We start from the raw sequence: 19030 nt of genomic DNA on the forward strand, positions 1-19030 counted from the left end.
GCGGGATGGCGAACGAGGCACCCGCCGGTGACCTGCGGCTGGCCCAGCTGACCAAACGGTTCGGCATCTTCACCGCCGTCGACGAGCTCAACCTGACCGTCCCGCAGGGGTCCTTCTTCGCGCTGCTCGGGGCGTCCGGCTGCGGCAAGACGACCACCCTGCGGATGATCGCCGGGCTGGAGGAGCCCACCGCCGGCCAGGTGCTGCTGGGCGACCGGGACATCGCCCGGCTGCGGCCGTACAAGCGGCCGGTCAACACGGTCTTCCAGAGCTACGCGCTCTTCCCGCACCTGGACATCGCCGAGAACGTCGCCTTCGGGCTGCGGCGGCGGGGCATCCGCAAGGTCGGCGACCAGGTCCGCCGGATGCTGTCGCTGGTCCAGCTCGACGGCTACGAACGGCGTCGCCCGGCCCAACTCTCCGGCGGCCAGCAGCAACGGGTCGCGCTGGCCCGCGCCCTGATCAACCACCCGCAGGTGCTGCTGCTCGACGAGCCGCTCGGCGCGCTCGACCTGAAGCTGCGCCGGCAGATGCAGATCGAGCTCAAACGCATCCAGACCGAGGTCGGCATCACCTTCGTGCACGTCACCCACGACCAGGAGGAGGCCATGACGATGGCCGACACGGTCGCGGTGATGAACGCGGGCCGGATCGAGCAGCTCGGCGCACCGGCCGAACTCTACGAGTACCCGGCGACCGCGTTCGTGGCGAACTTCCTCGGCCAGTCCAACCTGCTCGCCGCCGAGGCCGCTGGCCCGGCCGGGTCCGAGGTGCCGGTCACCGCACACGGCACGCGCTTCTCGGTGCCCGTCGACCGCGCCCGCGTCGACCGGGGCGCGGTCTACCTGGGGGTACGCCCCGAGAAGCTGCACCTGGCCGAGGCCGCCGACCAGGTGCCCGCCGGCCACCAGCAGGTCGAGGGGGTGATCACCGACGCGTCGTACGTGGGGGTGAGCACGCAGTACCTGGTGCGCACCGGGTGGGGCAGTGAACTGTCCGCGTTCGCGGCGAACAGCGGCGTCGGCCGGCAACACCCGGTCGGCGCGTCGGTGGTGGCGCACTGGGACCCCCGGCACGCCTTCCTGCTGCCCCGCGAGCCGGGCCAGGACGACCGCACCACCCCGCTGCTCGACGAGCCGGTCAAGGTGCCGTCGTGACCGCCCTGGCGCAGCTCGGCGGCGGGGTGCCCGCCTCGGGGGCGGCACCACCGGCCCGGCCGGGCCGGCACCGGCTGCTGCCGTACCTGCTGCTGTTGCCGGGGGCGGCCTGGCTGGTGCTGTTCTTCGTCGTACCGCTGGTGCAGCTCGCCGCCGCCAGCCTCTACGACCCGACCGGCTCGCTGTCCACCGGGTACGTGCTGACCTGGGCGTTCGGCAACTATCCGGAGGCGTTGCAGGCGTACGCGCCGCAGTTCGCCAGGTCGTTCGGCTACGCCGGGGCGGCGCTGGTGCTGGCCCTGCTGCTGGGCTACCCGCTGGCGTACGCGATCGCGCAGAAGGCCGGCCGGTGGAAGAACCTGCTGCTGGTCTGCGTGGTCGCCCCGATGTTCACCAGTTTCCTGGTGCGCACCCTGGCCTGGAAGACCATCCTGTCGGACAACGGGGCGCTGGTCGGGCTGCTGCGCGACGTACACCTGCTCGGCCCGGACGGGCGGCTGCTCGCCACCCCGGTCGCGGTGGTGCTCGGGCTGACGTACAACTTCCTGCCGTTCCTGGTCCTGCCGTTGTACGCGAGCCTGGAGCGGCTCGACCACCGGCTGCTGGAGGCAGCCGGTGACCTGTACGCGGGCCCGCTGCACGCCTTCCGCACGGTCACCCTGCCGCTGTCGATGCCCGGCCTGATCGCCGGCACCCTGCTCTTCTTCATCCCGGCCACCGGCGACTACATCAACGCCGAACTCCTCGGCACCCCCAACGAGTACATGATCGGCAATGTCATCGACTCGGCGTTCCTGGTCCGGCTGGACTACCCGCAGGGCGCCGCCCTGTCGTTCCTGCTGATGGCGGCGATCCTCGCGGTCGTCTTCGTCTACCTGCGCAAGGCCGGCACGGAGGAAGTCCTGTGAGCGCGAGGAGTGCAGCGCAGCGGAGCCCCGCAGTCGCGAACGAAGGTGGGTCCCTGTGAGCGCGAGGAGTGCAGCGCAGCGGAGCCCCGCAGTCGCGAACGGAGGTGTATTCCGGTGAGGGTGTCGCGGTGGTTGGCCGACCGGTGGGTGATGATCGTCGCCCTGCTGGTGCTCGGCTACCTGTTCCTGCCGATCGCCGTGGTCGCCGGCCTCTCCCTCAACCGCCCGTCCAGCCGGCTGTCGTACGACTTCAACGAGTTCACCCTGGACAACTGGCGGCAGCCCTGCGCCACCCCCGAGATGTGCGACGCGGTGGTGCGCAGCGTACAGATCGGGTTCCTCGCCACCGTCGGGTCCACGGTGATCGGCACGCTGATGGCGTTCGCCCTGGTCCGGCACCGCTTCCGGGGGCGCGGCGGAATCAACCTGCTGATCTTCCTGCCGATGGCGACGCCGGAGCTGGTGCTGGGCACCTCGCTGCTCGCCCTGTTCGTCTCCGCCGGGGTGCCGCAGGGCTTCTGGACCGTCGTCATCGCGCACGTGATGTTCTGCGTGTCGTTCGTGGTGGTGACGGTCAAGGCTCGGCTCGCCGGGATGGACCGGCGGCTGGAGGAGGCCGCGATGGACCTCTACGCCAGCGAGTGGCAGACGTTCCGGCGGATCACCCTGCCCCTGGTGCTGCCCGGCATCGTCGCCGCCGCCCTGCTCGCCTTCTCGCTCAGCTTCGACGACTTCATCGTGACGAACTTCAACGCCGGCACCACCGTCACCTTCCCCATGTACGTCTGGGGTGCCGCCCAGCGGGGCATCCCACCGCAGGTCAACGTGATCGGGACGGCGATGTTCGGCATCGCCGTGCTGCTCGTCGGGCTGAGTACGCTGCGCGGTCGGCGGGCCCGACGCGCCGCGCTCCCGGTCGCCGACCCGACCACCCGACGGGCGACAGGCCCGGCGGTCCCGGTCGCCGACGTGGCCGGCCGACGGGCGACAGGCCCGTCATGACCCTCCCGCATACCGGCCGGGCGCTCGCCGAGGCGACGTCCGGCCGGTATGCGCACCACCGCCCCGACCTGCCCCGTCCGGCCGCCGACATCCACCTCACCCGCTGGTCGCCGGACCGCGCCGACGCGTACGCGCACGACGACCGGCGTCAGCACTGGTTCCGTACGCTCGATCGTCTTGGTTTGGGGTTCGATTCCTGATGCGTATCCTGCTCGTCGGCGCCGGCGGGGTCGGCTCCGCCGCCGTCGCCATCGCCGCCCGCCGTTCCTTCTTCGACACCATGGTCGTCGCCGACTACGACCCGATCCGGGCCGAGCGGGCCGTCGCCGGGCACGGCGACCGGTTCGTCGCCGCCCGGGTCGACGCCTCCTCGGCGGACGCGGTCGCCGCGCTCTGCCGGGAACACCGGATCACCCACGTGCTCAACGCCGTCGACCCGCGTTTCGTCATGCCGATCTTCGACGGGGCGTTCGCCGCCGGGGCGGACTACCTGGACATGGCCATGTCGCTGTCCCACCCGCACCCGGCCCGGCCCTACACCCAGACCGGGGTGAAGCTCGGTGACGAGCAGTTCGCCGCCGCCACCACCTGGGCGCGCGCCGGTCGGCTGGCGCTGTGCGGAATCGGCATCGAACCGGGCCTGTCCGACGTGTTCGCCAGGTACGCCGCCGACGAACTGTTCAGCGAGATCGACGAGATCGGCATCCGCGACGGCGCGAACCTCACCGTCGACGGCTACGACTTCGCCCCGTCGTTCTCCATCTGGACCACCATCGAGGAGTGCCTCAACCCGCCGGTGATCTGGGAGCGGGACCGGGGCTGGTTCACCACCGAACCGTTCAGCGAACCGGAGGTCTTCGACTTCCCGGCCGGCATCGGCCCGGTCGAGTGCGTCAACGTCGAACACGAGGAGGTGCTGCTGATCCCGCGCTGGGTCCGGGCCCGGCGGGTCACCTTCAAGTACGGCCTCGGCGACGAGTTCATCGAGGTGCTGAGGGCCCTGCACAAGGTCGGCCTCGACTCGACCACCCCGGTGTCGGTGCGCGGCGTGCAGGTCTCACCCCGCGACGTGGTCGCCGCCAGCCTGCCCGACCCGGCCACCCTCGGCGACCGGATGCGCGGCAAGACCTGCGCCGGCACGTACGTCACCGGCACCGGCGTCGACGGCCGGCCCCGGAAGGTCTACCTGTACCACGTGGTCGACAATGAGTGGTCCATGCGCGAGTACGGCCACCAGGCGGTGGTCTGGCAGACCGCGGTCAACCCGGTGGTGGCGTTGGAGCTGCTCGCCACCGGCGGCTGGTCCGGGGTCGGCGTGCTCGGCCCGGAGGCGCTGCCCCCGCGCCCCTTCCTCGACCTGCTCACCACCTACGGCTCCCCCTGGGCACTCGAAGAACGCTGACCCCTAACCCCCTCCCCCTCCTCTCCCCGCCCCCTCCCCTCCTCCCGCCCCCGCCCCCGCCCCCGCCCCCCTTCCCGCCCGCCCTCCTCCCGTCGATCATGGAGTTGTGGTGGGTGATTGGTTAGCTTTTACGAATTTTGCGAGGTGCCACAACTCCATGATCGACGGGGAGGAGGGGCGGGCGGGGTGGCGGGGGGAGGGGTGGCGGGAGGGGTTGTCCACAGGGGGGTGGCGTGGGGCGGGTGGGGGGTTGTCCACAGGGGGTGGTGGAGGGGTGGGGTGGTGGGCAGGGTGGTGACTGTGGCGGGGCGGCTGTTTCGGTACTCGGAGTTGTTGTCTGCGGGATGGAGTCGGGAGGGGGTTCGGCGGGCGGTCGTCAAGGGGGAACTGCGCCGGTGGTCGCGGGGTGTCTACGGGCTGGGGGAGGTCGGTGAGCCGGGGAGAGTCCGGTCGCCGGGGAGTAGTCGGCCGGCCGGGAGCAGCCGGCCGCTGGGGAGTGTGCGGCCGCTGGGGAGTGTGCGGTCGTCTTGGAGTGGCCGGCGGCCGGGGGATGTCGGTGGGGGTGCGGAGAGTGGTCGATGGCAGGCGCTCCTGCATCGGCTTCCGGAGGGCGCGGTCGTCGGCTTCCATTCCGGTGCTCAACTGCACGGATTCGGTGCCGTAGCCAGCAAGGATCTCCACGTGATCGTGCCGGCCGGTGGAAGGGTGCCGCAGATCCGGGGTGTCGTGGTCCATCAGGCGGTCCTTGCCGTACCCGAGCCGGTGCTGCTGGCCGGCCTGCCGTGCGCACCTGCGGAGCGGTGCGCGGTGGACCTGGCCCGGACGGTCACCCGGCTGGACGCACTGCCACTTCTCGACCTGTGCCTGCGGGTGGGAGCCTGTCTCCCCGGGGATCTGGCTGCCGAGCTCGCCCTGCACGCGCGGTTGCGGGGTGTCGACCAGGCGCGGCAACTGGTGCGGCTCGCCGATCCCAGGTCGGAGTGCCGGCAGGAGAGCCAACTCCGGCTCGTCCTGATCGACGGTGGGCTGCCGATCCCGGAACCACAGGTCTGGGTGTCGGATGACGAGGGCTTCCGGCGCTACCGACTGGACCTCGGATACCGGCGGTCACGGGTCGGCATCGAGTACGACGGGCTGTCCCATCTCGACCCCGACCGTCTGCACCACGACCGTGCCCGGATGAACTGGCTGGCGGCGCACGGCTGGCGCATGCGCCACTTCACCGCCCGGGACCTCTACCAACGCCCCTCCCTCATCACCACCCAGATAGCCGACCTCCTCCGAACCTGACTAGTCGATCATGGAGTTGAGGGGAGGGGAAAGGGTCATTAAAGGGCTGAAAGGTGCACCGCAACTCCTTGATCGACAGCGGGACCACGGCATGCCGGCAGGCTGGTTTGAACGGGAGGGGCTCCTGGGCCGTACCAGGCGGTGCAGGCAATGGCGACGACGGGAGACGTGGTGAAGGTGCAGCGCAAGCACGTACTGGCGGCGGGGGTGGCGGTGGTCGCCACGGCGGTGGTCGCGGTGGGGACCGGGTTCGGGTTCGCCGACACCACGTCCGCCCGGCCGAGCCTCTGCTCCGGCTCGGTCACCTTCTCCGCCGAGGGCGGCGAGCCTGCCGCGACAAGTGACCGGTTCCCGGTGGGGACACGGTTGCGGGTGACGAACCTGGACAACGGGAAGGTGGCGACGGTGTCGGTGAGCGGTCCGTCGGGCAGTTGCGTGCTGCTCAACGCCGCCGCGATGGAGCTGGTCCGGGAGCCCGGCAAGAACGTGATCCGGCGCAACGTGGTCGAGCGGGTCGGTGCCGACGTACCTGCCGCCCCGGATCCCGGGGAGACCAGGCCCGGTGCCGCCCAGCCCCCGGCAGCCCAGCCCTCGGCGACCGGCTTGACGGCCCTGCCCGCCGCGTGCACCGGCTCGGTCACCTTCTCCGCCGAGACCGGCGCACCCGCAGCGACGAGCGACCGGTTCCCGGTGGGGACACGGTTGCGGGTGACGAACCTGGACAACGGGAAGGTGGCGACGGTGTCGGTGAGCGGTCCGTCGGGCAGTTGCGTGCTGCTCAACGCCGCCGCGATGGAGCTGCTGCGCGAGCCCGGCAAGAACGTGATCCGGCGCAACCTCGTCGAGCTGGTGCGCTGACCGCACCGGGCAGGCCGGCACCCTGGGCAGCTCCGCACCGGCCGTCACCCCGGGCAGCTCCGCACGGCCGGCACCCTGGGCAGCTCCGCACCGGCCGTCACCCCCGGCAGCCCCGCATCGGCCGTCACCCCGGGCAGGCCCGCACCGGCCGGGGCCCCAGGGCAGGCCCCGGCCCTGGCAGCCCTGGCCGCAGGCCCCGGCCGACGGTGCCCGGGGTCGTGCCACGGTCGGGGGGTGGGCGGTCAGCCGAAGGCGGCGTCCAGGATGTCCAGCCCACGGGCCAGTTCGTCGTCGGAGATCACCAGCGGCGGCAGGAACCGCAGCACGTTGCCGTAGGTGCCGCAGGTCAGGGTGAGCAGGCCGGCGGCGTGGCAGGCCGCCGAGACGGCGCTGGCGGCGGCCGGGTCCGGAACCAGGCCGCCCGGCCGGACCAGTTCCACCGCCAGCATCGCGCCCCGGCCGCGTACCTCGGCGATCCGGGGGTCGCGGGCGGCGACGGCGCGCAACCGGTCGGCGAGCACCGACCCGATCCGTCGCGCGGCGGCGGCCAGGTCCAGCTCCCGCATGGTGGCGACGCTGGCCAGGGCCGCCGCGCAGGCGATCGGGTTGCCACCGTAGGTGCCGCCGAGACCACCGACGTGCACCGCGTCCATCAGCTCCGCCCGGCCGGTCACCGCCGCCAGCGGCAACCCGCCGGCGATGCCCTTGGCCAGGGTGACCAGATCCGGCACCACGCCCTCGTGGTCACAGGCGAACCAGTCGCCGGTACGGCAGAAACCGGTCTGGATCTCGTCGGCGACGAACACCGCCCCGGCCGCCGTCGCCCACTCCCGCAGCGCCGGCAGGAAACCCTGGGCCGGTATGACGAAACCGCCCTCGCCCTGGATCGGCTCGATCAGCAGCGCGGCCACGTTCTCCGCCCCGACCTGCTTGTCCACCAGCTCCAGCGCCCGCGCCGCCGCCTGTGCCCCGGACAATCCGCCGTCGCGCAGCGGGTACGACATCGGCACCCGGTGGATCTCCCCGGCGAACGGCCCGAACCGGTGCTTGTACGGCATGTTCTTCGCGGTCAACGCCATGGTCAGGTTGGTCCGGCCGTGGTAGGCGTGCTCGAAGACCACCACCGCCTGTCGTCCGGTGGCGTGCCTGGCGATCTTCACCGCGTTCTCCACCGCCTCGGCACCCGAGTTGAACAGCGCCGACCGCTTCTCGAAGGTGCCCGGGGTCAGCCCGTTGAGCTGCTCGCAGACCGCCACGTACGACTCGTACGGCGCAACCATGAAGCAGGTGTGGGTGAACCGTTCGACCTGGGCGCGTACCGCCTCGACGACGCGCGGGGCGGCGTTGCCGACGCTGGTGACCGCGATGCCGGCGGCGAAGTCGATCCACTCCCGCCCCTCGACGTCGGTGATCGTGCCGCCGCTGGCGGTGTCGACGTAGGAGTCGATGACGCTGCCGACACCCCGGGCCACGGCGGCACCCCGCCGCCGGTGCAGCTCCGCGCTGGAAACCATGGGGCTCAGCCCTCGATGTGGTGCATGACGTGCTTGATCCGGGTGTAGTCCTCCAGGCTGTAGACCGACAGGTCCTTGCCGTGGCCGGAGTGCTTGAAACCGCCGTGCGGCATCTCCGAGACGAACGGGATGTGCGTGTTCACCCAGACGCAGCCGAAGTCGAGCCGCCTGGTCATCCGCATCGCCCGTCCGTGGTCACGGGTCCACACCGAGGCGGAAAGGCCGTAGTCGACGCCGTTGGCCCAGTGCACCGCCTCGTCCTCGTCGGTGAACCGCTGCACGGTGATCACCGGGCCGAACACCTCCTGCTGAATGATCTCGTCGGCCTGGCGTACCCCGGAGACCACGGTGGGGGCGTAGAAGTAGCCGCGCCCGCCCACCCGCGCGCCACCGGTGTGCAGGTCGGCGTGGTCGGGCAGCCGGTCGACGAAGCCGCTGACCCGGGCGAGCTGGTTGGCGTTGTTCAGCGGGCCGTAGAGCACGTCGGCGTCGTCCGGGCCGCCGGTCTTCGTGTTGCGGGCCTGCTCAGCCAGCGCTGCCACGAAGTCGTCGTGCACGCCGGGGCCGGCCAGCACCCGGGTCGCGGCGGTGCAGTCCTGGCCGGCGTTGAAGTAGCCACCCGTCGCGATCGCCTCGGCCGCCGCCGCCACATCGGCGTCGTCGAAGACCACCACCGGGGCCTTGCCGCCCAGTTCCAGGTGCGTCCGCTTGAGGTCCGGCGCGGCGGCCGAGGCGACCTCCATGCCCGCCCGGGTCGAGCCGGTGATCGACACCAGCTGCGGGGTCGGGTGCGCCACCAGGGTACGACCGGTGTCCCGGTCACCGCAGACCACGTTGAACACCCCCGGCGGGAAGAACTCGGCGGCGATCTCGGCCAGCAGCAACGTCGACACCGGTGTGGTGTCCGACGGTTTCAACACCACCGTGTTGCCGGCCGCCAGCGCCGGGGCGATCTTCCACACCGCCATCATCAGCGGGTAGTTCCAGGGGGTGACCTGCGCGCAGACGCCGATCGGCTCGCGCCGCACGTAGGAGGTGTGCCCCGCGAGGTACTCCCCGGCCGAGCGGCCCTCCAGCAGCCGGGCCGCCCCGGCGAAGAAGCGGAACTGGTCCACCGCCGGGGGCAGCTCCTCCTCGGCGGTGAGCTGCCGGGGCTTGCCGGTGTTGCGTACCTCCGCGTCGACCAGTTCGGCGGCCCGCGACTCCACCGCGTCGGCGAGCTTCAGCATCGCCCGCTGCCGTTCGGCCGGGGTGGTGTCCCGCCAGGTCTCGAAGGCGGTCGCGGCGGCCCGCATCGCGGCGTCCACGTCGGCCGGGCCGGAGACGGGCGCCCGGGCGAAGACGTCGCCGGTGCAGGGGTCGATCAGGTCGGCGTGACCGCCGTCCACCGGGTCGACGTACGCGCCGTCGACGAAGTTGCGGAGCTGCTGCTGGTCGCTCATGGTGAGGTCTCTCCAGGGGTGGCTGGGAGTGGAGTCAGCGGACGTAATCGCAGTCTGACTGCCATCTTCGCTACTGAATTCGCGGCAGACAAGGGCTTGAGCGACTGTTTCCGTGTGGCTGCCTGTCGTCTACGCTGCCGACGTGGAGCCGAGAGCGTTCTGGGTCGCCGGTCGGGCCGTGCACGGCGACGACGAGGTGACCGTCACCCACCCGTACGACGGTCGGGCGGTGGGGCGTACCAGTTGGGCCACGCCCGACCAGGTCGAGGAGGCCGTCGCCGCGGCGGCCCGGGTGGCGGCGGAGGCCGCGGCCCTGCCCGCGCACGTCCGGGCGGCGGCCCTGGACCACGTGTCCCGGGAACTCGCCGCCCGGACTGTCGAGGTGGCCGACCTGATCACCGCCGAGAACGGTAAACCGATCACCTGGGCGCGGGCCGAGGTGGGCCGGGCGGTGTCCACGTTCCGCTGGGCGGCCGAGGAGGCCCGACGGTTCTCCGGCGAGTTGCAGCGGCTCGACACCGACCCCGCCGCCACCGGTCGGATCGCCCTGGTCCGGCGGGTCCCCCGGGGGCCGGTGCTGGGCATCACCCCGTTCAACTTCCCGCTCAACCTGGTGGCCCACAAGCTCGCCCCGGCCCTCGCGGTCGGTGCGCCGATCATCGTGAAACCGGCCCCGGCGACGCCGCTGTCCGCGCTGCTGCTCGGGGAGATCCTCGCCGGCACGGACCTGCCGGACGGCATGGTGTCGGTGCTGCCGCTGCCCAACGACCGTACCGCCGCCCTGGTCGACGACCCCCGGCTGCCGGTGGTGTCGTTCACCGGCTCCGGGCCGGTCGGCGCGCAGATCCGCAGCCGGGTGCCGGCCAAGCACGTCACCCTGGAACTCGGCGGCAACGCGGCGGCGGTGATCTGCGCCGACTGGGCGTCCGACGAGGACCTGGACTTCGCCGCCCGACGGATCGCGACCTTCGGCAACTACCAGGCCGGGCAGTCCTGCATCGCGGTGCAGCGGGTCCTCGTGCACGAGCGGCGCTACGCCGACTTCCTGCCCCGGCTGGTCGCCGCCGTGCGGGCGCTGCGCACCGGCGACCCGACCGTCGAGTCGACCGACGTCGGGCCGCTGGTCTCCGTCGAGGCGGCCCGCCGGGTCGAGACGTGGGTCGACGAGGCCGTCGTCGCCGGGGCCACCGTCGAGGTCGGGGGCCGCCGCGACGGTGCCGGCTACCCGCCCACCGTGCTGACCGGGGTGCCACCCTCGGCGAAGGTCAGCGCCGAGGAGGTCTTCGGGCCGGTGCTGGTGGTGGCCCCGGTGGACAGCGACGACGCCGCGTTCGCCGCCGTCAACGACTCGGCGTACGGGTTGCAGGCCGGGGTGTTCACCCACCGGCTCGACGTGGCGTTCACCGCCGCCCGGGTGCTGGAGGTGGGCGGAGTGATCATCGGTGACGTGCCGTCGTACCGGGCCGACCAGATGCCGTACGGGGGCGTCAAGGGCAGCGGGGTTGGCCGGGAAGGCGTGCGGTCGGCGATGGACGACTACACCGAGCCCAGGGTGCTGGTGCTGACCGGGATGCCGCTGTAACCCCGGCACCTCCCTCGTCACCAGGTGCCGTCGTCCCGGACCCGGGGCGGGGCGAGGCCGAGCAGCAGAGTGGTCAGCGCGGCGTCGACGTCATCGCCGAGGAACCACTCGCCCGCCTGGTCGAGCGCGAAGACCCGGCCGTGGTCGTCCACGGCCAGGATCGCGTCCGGATGACCCGCGCCGATCGGGAAGAGCCGTACGCCGAGCACGGCACCGAAGTCCGCCAGGGTGTCGGCGGTGTACGCGGCGTGCACCGGGTCGACGGAGAACCGGGAGATCCACACCTCCCGACCGGGCCCGCGCCGCCCGGAAACGAGACCCGGGAAGCTGGTGAGAGCCTCCAGCGCGGAGACGAGGGCGGGATGGTGGTGGGAAATCTCCCTCGCTTCCGCGATCGCCTCCTCGGCAAGCCCCTGATCGCCGATCCCGGGACGCCAGCCGGCGCTGACCAGGGAGTCGGCGACCTCCGGCGGGAATCGCCCTGGTTCCGGCGCAGATTGCCGCTCCGGCCGCCACTGCCTGGTGAACGCCAGTTCCGACCAGCCGACGACTGCGAAGTGCACCAGGAAGTTCAGGCAGGAGTCGCAGGGACGTTCCGCCGGGCCGGCGTCCGGATCGCCCGGCTCGCGGACCAGGAACACGTCGATTCCGGTCGCCGTCAACAGCGACTCCGCCTCGCGCATGGTCAACGCGGGTAGGCCGGCGGCGGCGCGTCGATGGTCGTACTCGTGCAGGACGTCGGAGACGACGACCAGCTCGGCGTGCCGGTCGCCCCCACGGACCAGGTGCCCCACGGGTAGTTCGTCCAGGTAGGCCCGGACCAGGGGGTGGTGCCGCAGCGGCACGTCCCCCTTGACGCCGTGCCCGACGTAGGTGCGACCCTCGACGGTCAGGTGGGCCACGACGGCGGGCGTCGGCAGCCGCCGGATCTCGCGCAGCAGCAGGCTGGCCGGGTCGACGGTGCGCGGCGCGGGGGTGCCGGTGGGGCGGCTGCGCCGGTACATCTGCTGCACCACCGCCGCCGGCACCCGCGGCCAGGTGGTGACCTCACCGGTCTGCTTGTCGACGACGGTGGTGGGCAGATCGCCGGGGTTCGTGTCGACAGCGCGGTCGACGGTCGACCGGATCACGTAGCCCAGGTCGAACTCGTCGAGCGCGGGCCGGCACTCGTAGCCGAGGCGCTGCGAGTCCCGCCGCGCCCACACGTCGGCGAGCTGCTCGGCCTGTTGACGATCGATCACGGCCCGAAACTACCGGACCCCACGGGATCGTGGCGCCCGGTATGGTTCGCCTGACTGACGGTGACGGGGGAGGGTGGCGTTGGCCGAAAGGGTGGACCGGGACGTGAACCAGGCGCTCCGGGCGCGGTTCGACGAGGTGTACGGCCAGTACCAGCGGTTGCGGTCCGGTGTGGACGACCTGCGCGCCGAACTGGCGGAGTTGCGGGTCACGGAACGCTCGGACGACGGCCAGGTCACCGCGACGGTGGGGGCGCGCGGCGAGCTGATCTCGGTGGAGCTGACCCCGGCCGTCTACCACGACCGCGATCATCACGCGCTGAGTCGGAAGATCACCACAACCGTGCACCGGGCCTGCACCCGCGCTGCCACGGCGACCCAGGAACTGGTCACCGCGTACCTGCCGGCCGGCTCGGGGTCGGTGGAGTTCCTGCGTACCGGCGATTTCGGCGCGCTGCTCGGCCGCGCCGACGCGGTGCTCCGCCGGGAGGCGGAACGGCATGAGTGAGGGAAACCTGTGGCTGGACCCCGACCGGGCCCGACGGGGTGGGGCAGACCTGCGCCTGGCCGGCACCTCGGTGTCGGCACGTCGTGCCACCCTCGGTGGGGAGATCGCGGCGGCCAGCGCCACCCGTCCGTGGGGCCGGGACGACATCGGCGCGGCCTTCGAGAAGAGCTACCGGGCCTACGAGGAGACCCTGTTGCGTGCCTGGTCGGGGCTGGGTCGCACCATCGAAGGGCTCGGGTCCGACGTGGTGACCTCGGTGGACGCCAACGTCCGGACGGATGCGGCGAGCGGTCGGCGGCTCGACGGGGTGGTCGACCGGCGCGACCACCGGCGCTGACCCGGGAGAAGCCTTGAGCGTGCTGCCGAGCCCGATCCCGCATCCCCTTGACTACAGCCCCTGGGACCTGCCGGGTTGGGCCTACGAGGCGCTCGACTGGGTGGTCGGGGTGCAGTGGCCGGAGGGAAACGAACGCACCGTCTGGGATCTCGCCGACCAGTGGTACGCGGTCGCGGGGGCCCTGGCCGGGCCACGGGCCGATGCGGTCGCCGCCGCCGCCGAGGTCCGCAGCGGCTACGGCGGGACCGGGGCGGTGCCGGAGGCGTTCGAGGCGGCGTGGCGGCGGCTGGCCGAGGGCGACGAGGCCCCGTTGCCGGTGCTGCTGGCGGTCAGCACCGACCTGGGGCGGCTGGTCGAGGAGTGCGGCAGCGACATCGAGGCCGCCAAGCTCGAAGTGTGGATCGAACTCGGCATCCTGGTCGCGGAACTGCTCGCGCTCGCCGTCGCGGCCGCGCTCACCGCTGGTGCCGCCTCACCGGCGGCCGGCGCGGCGATCACCGCCAGCCGGCTGGTCATCCAGCAGATCTTCCGTCGGTTACTTGCCCAACTGGCCAAGAAGGCGCTCCGGCAGGGCCTCAAGGAGGCAGGCGAGCGGGCCGCCAAGGAAGTGGCCAGGCAGGGCGTGCGCGGGCTCGGCAGGCGGGCGGTCAAGGGGGGCCTGTTCGAGGCCGGGCAGGAAGCCGGGGTGAGCCTGGCGACGCAGGCGTACCAGAACTCCACAGGTCGCCGGCACGGCCTGGATCTTGCCGATCTCGGTGCGTCGGCGATCGGCGGGCTGGCCGGTGGGGCGGTCGCGCCGCTCGCGGGCCTGGGACGGCAGGCTACCGGGCGTGCAGCCCGGGTCGGTGAGCACGTCGGCCGCGAGATGACAGGCGAGGTGCTGGCGGAGGGCGCGGCCGGTCTGGCCACCGGCCAGGGGATGCCGTCGCTGGAGGACGCCAGCCGGGCCGCCGTGTCCGGGGTCGCCGGCTCGGCGACCGGGCAGGCGGACACCGCGCTACGGGCCCGGCTCGACGCGCGGTTGCATTCACTGGCCGACGTCTCCCAGCCGCCCGGGGTTTTCCCGATCCCGCCACCCGTGCCCGCCGGTGACCAGGTGCCGCCGGCCGTCGATGCCCTCATGCGGTCGCCCGGGGACGCTCCGGCACCGAAGCCGACGATGCCTGTCGACCCGGCCGTCATGACCGGCAGCGGCGCGGACGTGGGTGTCGAGACGTCGCCACCCCGGGACCCGCAGGCACCGGTCGACTCCGGGCGGACGGCTGTCGCAGGTCAGGTCGACCGGTCGGCCGAGCCGAACCCGACCGCACCGCTTCGGTCCGGACCCGAGGCGCAGCACCACGTGGGTGCTGCGGCACCGCCGGTCGCCGCCGGTCCGGTGCCCGACAGCCCCACCCTGTCATCGATCGCGGTGGACCGAGAGAGTTCCCTGGCGATGGCGGGCCGCACCGCCGACCCGGTGACGACGGCCCCGGTCGCGGCACCCCAGGGTGCCGACGCCGGGCAGGTCAACCCGACCGCGAGCGTGACGACAGCGGGACCGCCCGCAGGAACGGCCGCGACGCCCACGCCCGTGACGGGTACGGCCCTGACCGGCGTTCCGTCCGGACCGCCTATCGGCCCTCCGGTAGGCGCGGCGCCGGCGGCGGGGCCACCGAACAGCAGCGCCCCGGTCACGGCGCCGCCCCCGGCCGACCGGGACCGATCGCCGGGCGGCGGCGACCCGGGGCGGCAGCGGGGTGGGCGGTTGCCACTCCTGACAACACTGGCACCTGCACCCGTGGCCTCCCCCGCCACCGGGAGATCCGTCTCCGGGCCGTCGGCGAACGACCAGCCACCTTCCCCCAGGACCCCCGAGTGGTACGCGGTCAGGTGGGCGGCCGAGCGGGAGGCGCTGGAACGGCGTCGCTATCAGGGCTACTTCGAGTCGCAGCGGCACTGGTTCGAGGACCGGCGACGAAGCGACGATGCCGATCTCCGACGGCAGGTCGCCCGCGAGCACGCGGCAAGGGCGCACCGTGCTGCGCGACGCGCCGACCATGCGCACCGAGACGGTCGCACTGAACTTGCGAACTGGTACCGGCAGATCGCCATCCGTGCGCACGAGGACAGCTACCGCGAACTGGATCTGGCCTCGGCGGTCCTCAATGGCCGCATCTATCCCGCCGACGTCACCGTGGAGGATCCGGACGACTTCCGCCGCATCAACGACGATGTGGCGGAGTTGGCCGGTGGTGGGGTCGAGACGGGTGACAGGTCGGCGTTGACCGGCGACGACGATCCACCGCCCATCGACCGTTCCCGCCGGTACGGGGAGTTCGGCGGGCTGCGCCCTCCCCTCGCGCTGCACCAGACCGACCTCGAACGGCAGATGCCCCGCACTCCGGACGGCGGCGTCGTGCGTACCGCCGATCCCCGGCAGGGCGGCTGGTTCGCGCTGGCCAACGACGGGGGGCCGCAGGCCGATCCGACCCGGGGCATCAACTGCCTGGACTGCACCCTGTCCCTCTACGAGACGTGGCTGCACGGCCGGCCCAGGGTGGCCGCACCCCGTACGTTCGACGGCTACCTGCAGGGCGACGTCCGGCGTCCCGTCAACGGTGAGACCGGTGGACCCGGCCGGGTGGAGGAGGTCACCGGCGGGCGGTTCCAGAAGCTGTTCGCGGTCGACGAGGGCCGCTCGCCAGGGCCTGCGGCGCTACGCACGTCCGTCGAGCGGGGATACCGCAACCTGCGTGACCAACTCGTCCTCGGTGGCCACGGCAGTTACGCCTTCCTGATCACGGAGTGGGAGAACGGCGGTTCGCACGCCTGGGTGGCGCTCAACCAGAACGGCACCGTGCTCTATCTCGACCCGCAGGCGGGCACGGTGCACGACCGCCCGCTCTACGGGCACGCGGGCCGGCGGCGACCTGACAACGTCGTCGGCATCGACGCGCTGATCCTCGGCGGCGACGGCCGGCCGATGCCGTTGGGCGGGCTGGCGCGGGGCCGGTTCAGCGCCCGTCCCGATCTGCCCGAACACCCTGCGGTGCCGGACGACGAGCAAGGGTACGGCGACCCGTATCTCAACCGCATGCACCTGCTCGACGGGCCGGGATCCGCCGACCAGGTGGGGTCGGCGGTCGGAGACTTCGATCGACCACCGGACCCGGCCGGCCTCCCCCCGGGCGAGGGACCGCAGCGGCCGACCGGTCATCCGATGCCTGAACGCCCGGACGACCGGGTGCGGGGGTTGCTGCCCGCCGGTACCGGTCTCGACGGACTCCTCGATGCCGGTCTGTCACCTGCGGAGATCTGTGCGCGTGTCGACGCCCGGACGATCCGGCGACTCGTCCCCCAACTCGACGATTCCGGCGCGGCGGACGTGGCGGGGTTGCTCCGTGACCAGCGGATCGTGCGGATGTTCGATGACGCCTGGCGTGACCCTTCCGGCGGGCAGCGGGAACTCGCCCGCACCCTCGTACGGCAGCTGGCGCGGCAGCCGGACCTTGCCCGCATGATTTTGGCGACGCCCGAGTTGGCCACCTCGCTGACCGCCCGCCCGGTGACACTGCACCACTTGGCCACCCACCCGGAAGCGGTCGATGCCCTCGGATCCCTGCTTGGCGAGATGGCCACACAGGATGCGGACGACACCCTCACCACACAGCCGCCGGTGCCGATGCCGACGCCGCTCTCTGCGGAACAGGTGCGTGTCAGTGAACGTGCAGTGACGACTGGCGAGGATGTGCGGCAACCAGGGTTCGATCGTCGACGAGCAACCGACCCCGGCTACCGCACCGCATACCTTGATTCCCTCTACGCTGCCGCTGCCGTGGCGCAGGTGGAGTTGAACGGACTCGCCGTCGACCTGGCACGTGACCGTGGCGCGGTCGTCGGCTCGGCCGGCTGGCGGCAAAGCCCCAAGGACCGCCGGCGTGCCGAGGACAAGGTCCGCAAATATCGGGGCGATGCTTCCCGCCTGCGGGACCTCGCTGGTGCGAAGGTCGAGTTCCAGTCTCTGGACGATCTCTATCGAGCACTCGACCGCCTGTGCCACCACCCCGGAATCCGGATCGTGCGGTGCGAGGACAGGTTCGTCGTCCCGCAGGAGAGCGGCTACCGGGACGTGCAACTCATTCTTGAAATGTCGAACGGTCATCTCGCCGAGTTCCGGCTGCATCTGGCGGCGCTCGATGAGGTGGCGGTCTGGGAGCACGCGCTGTACGAGGTTCGTCGTGATCTGGATAGCCTTGCTCGGCAGGACGGCCGGGCCATGACCCGGGTGGAATGGTCCCTCGTGACCGGCATCCTGCGTGAGCAACAACGATTGTTCTGGCGCGCGTTGATGTCGACACTCAGGGAGACGTGATGGCGGCCACGGGTGTAGGTATGGACTTGCCGGCCTATTACTCCTATTACGACTCTCCCGTCAAGGTCGTCGCCACGGAGGACGGGGTGCCGCAGGTGTGGCGCATCGTGATGGATACCGGTGGCTGGATGAGGGACGACAGCATCCTCGGCGAATTGCTCTTCGCCGCCGCAGGCGAGGTTTCAAGGCGTTCGGCCGAGGAGTTCGTGCAGGACGTGGAGAGGTACCGGTCGGACTACCTGTCCGGCGATGGGCCGGTGTTCGCCCTGTACGAGACGGCAGCGGCGATTATCGATTCAGCTGTCCGCGAGCGACGCAACCCCAGCCCCAGGGAACGGGCGATGGTGCGCGGTATCAGACGGAAGACGTTCGTCATGTTCGAGGAGGCGCTACGCGCCGCCGGAGATCCCGCCGCTGATCCCAATGTCGAGGGCTGAGGGTCCGCCGGTACCGGCGGACGAGGAGCAGGCGGCCGTGGGGGACGCCGATTAGGGTGGGGCGATGACGGACCCTGCTGCCAAGAAGCGTCAGACGGCCGCCTGGGTGTCGGGCCTGGCCATCGGCATCGTCATCGGGCTGATCATGTTCCGGGACGCCGTCGGTGTGGCGTTCGGGATCTCCATCGGCATCGCCTTCGCGATCGCCTTCGGTGCCTTCGACAAGAAGAAGGAGGACGGACGCGACGGTGAGCCCGGCTGAGACCGGGGGACGGCTGGAGCACGGGGACACCGGGTCGCCCGGGTTGACCGTCGCCGAGGCGGTGGCCGTGCAGGACCGGTTGCGGCCCCGGGTGGACCTGGTCGGTCCGGGTCCCTGCCGGCCCGCGACGGTGGCCGGCCTCGACGTGGCGTACGCGCCGGACGGCGACCTGCTCGCCGCGGCCGTGACCGTGCTCGACACCGCGACCCTGACGGTGGTGGACCACGCGGTCAGCGTGGGCCGGCCCGCGTTCGGGTACGTGCCGGGGCTGTTCGCCTTCCGTGAGCTGCCCGCCCTGCTGGCCGCCCTGGACCGGCTGACCACCCGCCCCGAACTGCTGGTCTGCGACGGACACGGGGTGGCCCACCCGCGCCGGTTCGGGTTGGCCAGCCACCTGGGCGTGGTGACCGGTCTTCCCGCGATCGGGGTGGGCAAGACCCCGTTGGTCGGCGGGTGGACCGGGCCGGGCCCGCGCCGGGGGGACACCGCGGCCCTGGTCGACGCCGGTGAGGTCGTCGGCCGGGTGGTGCGTACCCGGGACGGGGTGAAGCCGGTGTTCGTCAGCGTCGGGCACCGGATGGGACTGGACAACGCCGTCGCGCAGGTGCTCGCGTTGACCCCGCGGTACCGGCTGCCGGAGACCACCCGTACCGCCGACCGGCTCTGCCGCGCGACCCTCGCCGCCGCCGTCGGCCCGGCCCGCGCCGCCGGCTGAGGGGCCCGGCGGGCCGGAGCTGCC

17 protein-coding genes are annotated in these 19030 nt (G+C 72.2%); 14 read left to right on the forward strand and 3 right to left on the reverse strand.

Annotated features, from left to right (window positions below):
- The first annotated feature begins 5 nt into the window (after positions 1–5).
- The 7 genes from JQN84_RS01030 (at position 6) to JQN84_RS01060 (ending at position 6617) form a co-directional block, all read left to right on the forward strand.
- Complete coding sequence (locus tag JQN84_RS01030) at positions 6–1157, forward strand: ABC transporter ATP-binding protein (RefSeq protein WP_204957262.1); 1152 nt, start codon at positions 6–8, stop codon at positions 1155–1157.
- Between the two features lie 5 nt (positions 1158–1162).
- The gene (locus tag JQN84_RS01035) at positions 1163–2065 is read left to right on the forward strand and encodes an ABC transporter permease (protein ID WP_204957263.1); all 903 of its coding nucleotides are present in this window, start codon (positions 1163–1165) and stop codon (positions 2063–2065) included.
- A 114-nt stretch (positions 2066–2179) separates the two neighbouring features.
- Positions 2180–3067 carry an ABC transporter permease gene (locus JQN84_RS01040; protein WP_281900389.1) on the forward strand — a complete coding sequence of 296 codons (888 nt, stop codon included), beginning with the start codon at positions 2180–2182 and terminating at the stop codon, positions 3065–3067.
- Positions 3064–3267, forward strand: coding sequence for a hypothetical protein (locus JQN84_RS01045; protein WP_204957354.1), 204 nt, complete (start codon positions 3064–3066; stop codon positions 3265–3267). The genes JQN84_RS01040 and JQN84_RS01045 overlap by 4 nt, the downstream gene beginning before the upstream one ends.
- The gene (locus JQN84_RS01050; protein ID WP_204956533.1) at positions 3267–4469 is read left to right on the forward strand and encodes a saccharopine dehydrogenase family protein; all 1203 of its coding nucleotides are present in this window, start codon (positions 3267–3269) and stop codon (positions 4467–4469) included. Before JQN84_RS01045 ends, JQN84_RS01050 begins: the two co-directional genes overlap by 1 nt.
- A gap of 300 nt (positions 4470–4769) precedes the next feature.
- Complete coding sequence (locus tag JQN84_RS32690) at positions 4770–5759, forward strand: type IV toxin-antitoxin system AbiEi family antitoxin domain-containing protein (RefSeq protein WP_504739424.1); 990 nt, start codon at positions 4770–4772, stop codon at positions 5757–5759.
- A 150-nt stretch (positions 5760–5909) separates the two neighbouring features.
- Positions 5910–6617: an RlpA-like double-psi beta-barrel domain-containing protein gene (locus tag JQN84_RS01060; RefSeq protein ID WP_239484615.1), complete on the forward strand. Its 708-nt coding sequence runs from the start codon at positions 5910–5912 to the stop codon at positions 6615–6617.
- 242 nt (positions 6618–6859) lie between these two features.
- Here JQN84_RS01060 and gabT read toward each other — a convergent pair whose 3' ends face one another.
- Together gabT and JQN84_RS01070 are read right to left on the reverse strand one after the other, a co-directional pair.
- Positions 6860–8131 carry a 4-aminobutyrate--2-oxoglutarate transaminase gene (gene gabT, locus JQN84_RS01065; RefSeq protein ID WP_204956535.1) on the reverse strand — a complete coding sequence of 424 codons (1272 nt, stop codon included), beginning with the start codon at positions 8129–8131 and terminating at the stop codon, positions 6860–6862.
- A 5-nt stretch (positions 8132–8136) separates the two neighbouring features.
- A complete protein-coding gene (locus JQN84_RS01070) occupies positions 8137–9573 on the reverse strand; it encodes a gamma-aminobutyraldehyde dehydrogenase (RefSeq protein WP_204956536.1) in 1437 nt (478 codons plus the stop codon).
- 142 nt (positions 9574–9715) lie between these two features.
- On the opposite strand from JQN84_RS01070, the gene JQN84_RS01075 reads away from it, so the two are divergent.
- Positions 9716–11155: an aldehyde dehydrogenase family protein gene (locus tag JQN84_RS01075; RefSeq protein WP_204956537.1), complete on the forward strand. Its 1440-nt coding sequence runs from the start codon at positions 9716–9718 to the stop codon at positions 11153–11155.
- Between the two features lie 17 nt (positions 11156–11172).
- Here the strand turns inward: JQN84_RS01075 and JQN84_RS01080 are convergent, their stop codons facing one another.
- On the reverse strand, positions 11173–12396 hold the full coding sequence (locus tag JQN84_RS01080; protein WP_204956538.1) for an SUKH-3 domain-containing protein: 1224 nt from the start codon (positions 12394–12396) through the stop codon (positions 11173–11175).
- 103 nt (positions 12397–12499) lie between these two features.
- Here JQN84_RS01080 and JQN84_RS01085 point away from each other — a divergent pair, with 103 nt between their 5' ends.
- The 6 genes from JQN84_RS01085 to JQN84_RS01110 all read left to right on the forward strand — a co-directional run bounded on the left by JQN84_RS01085 (position 12500) and on the right by JQN84_RS01110 (position 19006).
- Complete coding sequence (locus tag JQN84_RS01085; protein ID WP_307820937.1) at positions 12500–12901, forward strand: YbaB/EbfC family nucleoid-associated protein; 402 nt, start codon at positions 12500–12502, stop codon at positions 12899–12901.
- Complete coding sequence (locus JQN84_RS01090) at positions 12894–13238, forward strand: hypothetical protein (protein ID WP_204956540.1); 345 nt, start codon at positions 12894–12896, stop codon at positions 13236–13238. Before JQN84_RS01085 ends, JQN84_RS01090 begins: the two co-directional genes overlap by 8 nt.
- Before the next feature lie 19 nt (positions 13239–13257).
- Positions 13258–17592, forward strand: coding sequence for a toxin glutamine deamidase domain-containing protein (locus tag JQN84_RS01095; RefSeq protein WP_307821021.1), 4335 nt, complete (start codon positions 13258–13260; stop codon positions 17590–17592).
- On the forward strand, positions 17592–18029 hold the full coding sequence (locus JQN84_RS01100) for a hypothetical protein (RefSeq protein WP_204956542.1): 438 nt from the start codon (positions 17592–17594) through the stop codon (positions 18027–18029). Before JQN84_RS01095 ends, JQN84_RS01100 begins: the two co-directional genes overlap by 1 nt.
- A 64-nt stretch (positions 18030–18093) precedes the next feature.
- The gene (locus JQN84_RS01105; protein ID WP_204956543.1) at positions 18094–18291 is read left to right on the forward strand and encodes a hypothetical protein; all 198 of its coding nucleotides are present in this window, start codon (positions 18094–18096) and stop codon (positions 18289–18291) included.
- Between the two features lie 13 nt (positions 18292–18304).
- A complete protein-coding gene (locus JQN84_RS01110; protein ID WP_239484723.1) occupies positions 18305–19006 on the forward strand; it encodes an endonuclease V in 702 nt (233 codons plus the stop codon).
- The last annotated feature ends 24 nt before the right edge of the window (positions 19007–19030 follow it).

Source organism: Micromonospora humidisoli, assembly GCF_016900955.1.
GTDB classification, from domain to species: Bacteria; Actinomycetota; Actinomycetes; order Mycobacteriales; family Micromonosporaceae; genus Micromonospora; species Micromonospora wenchangensis.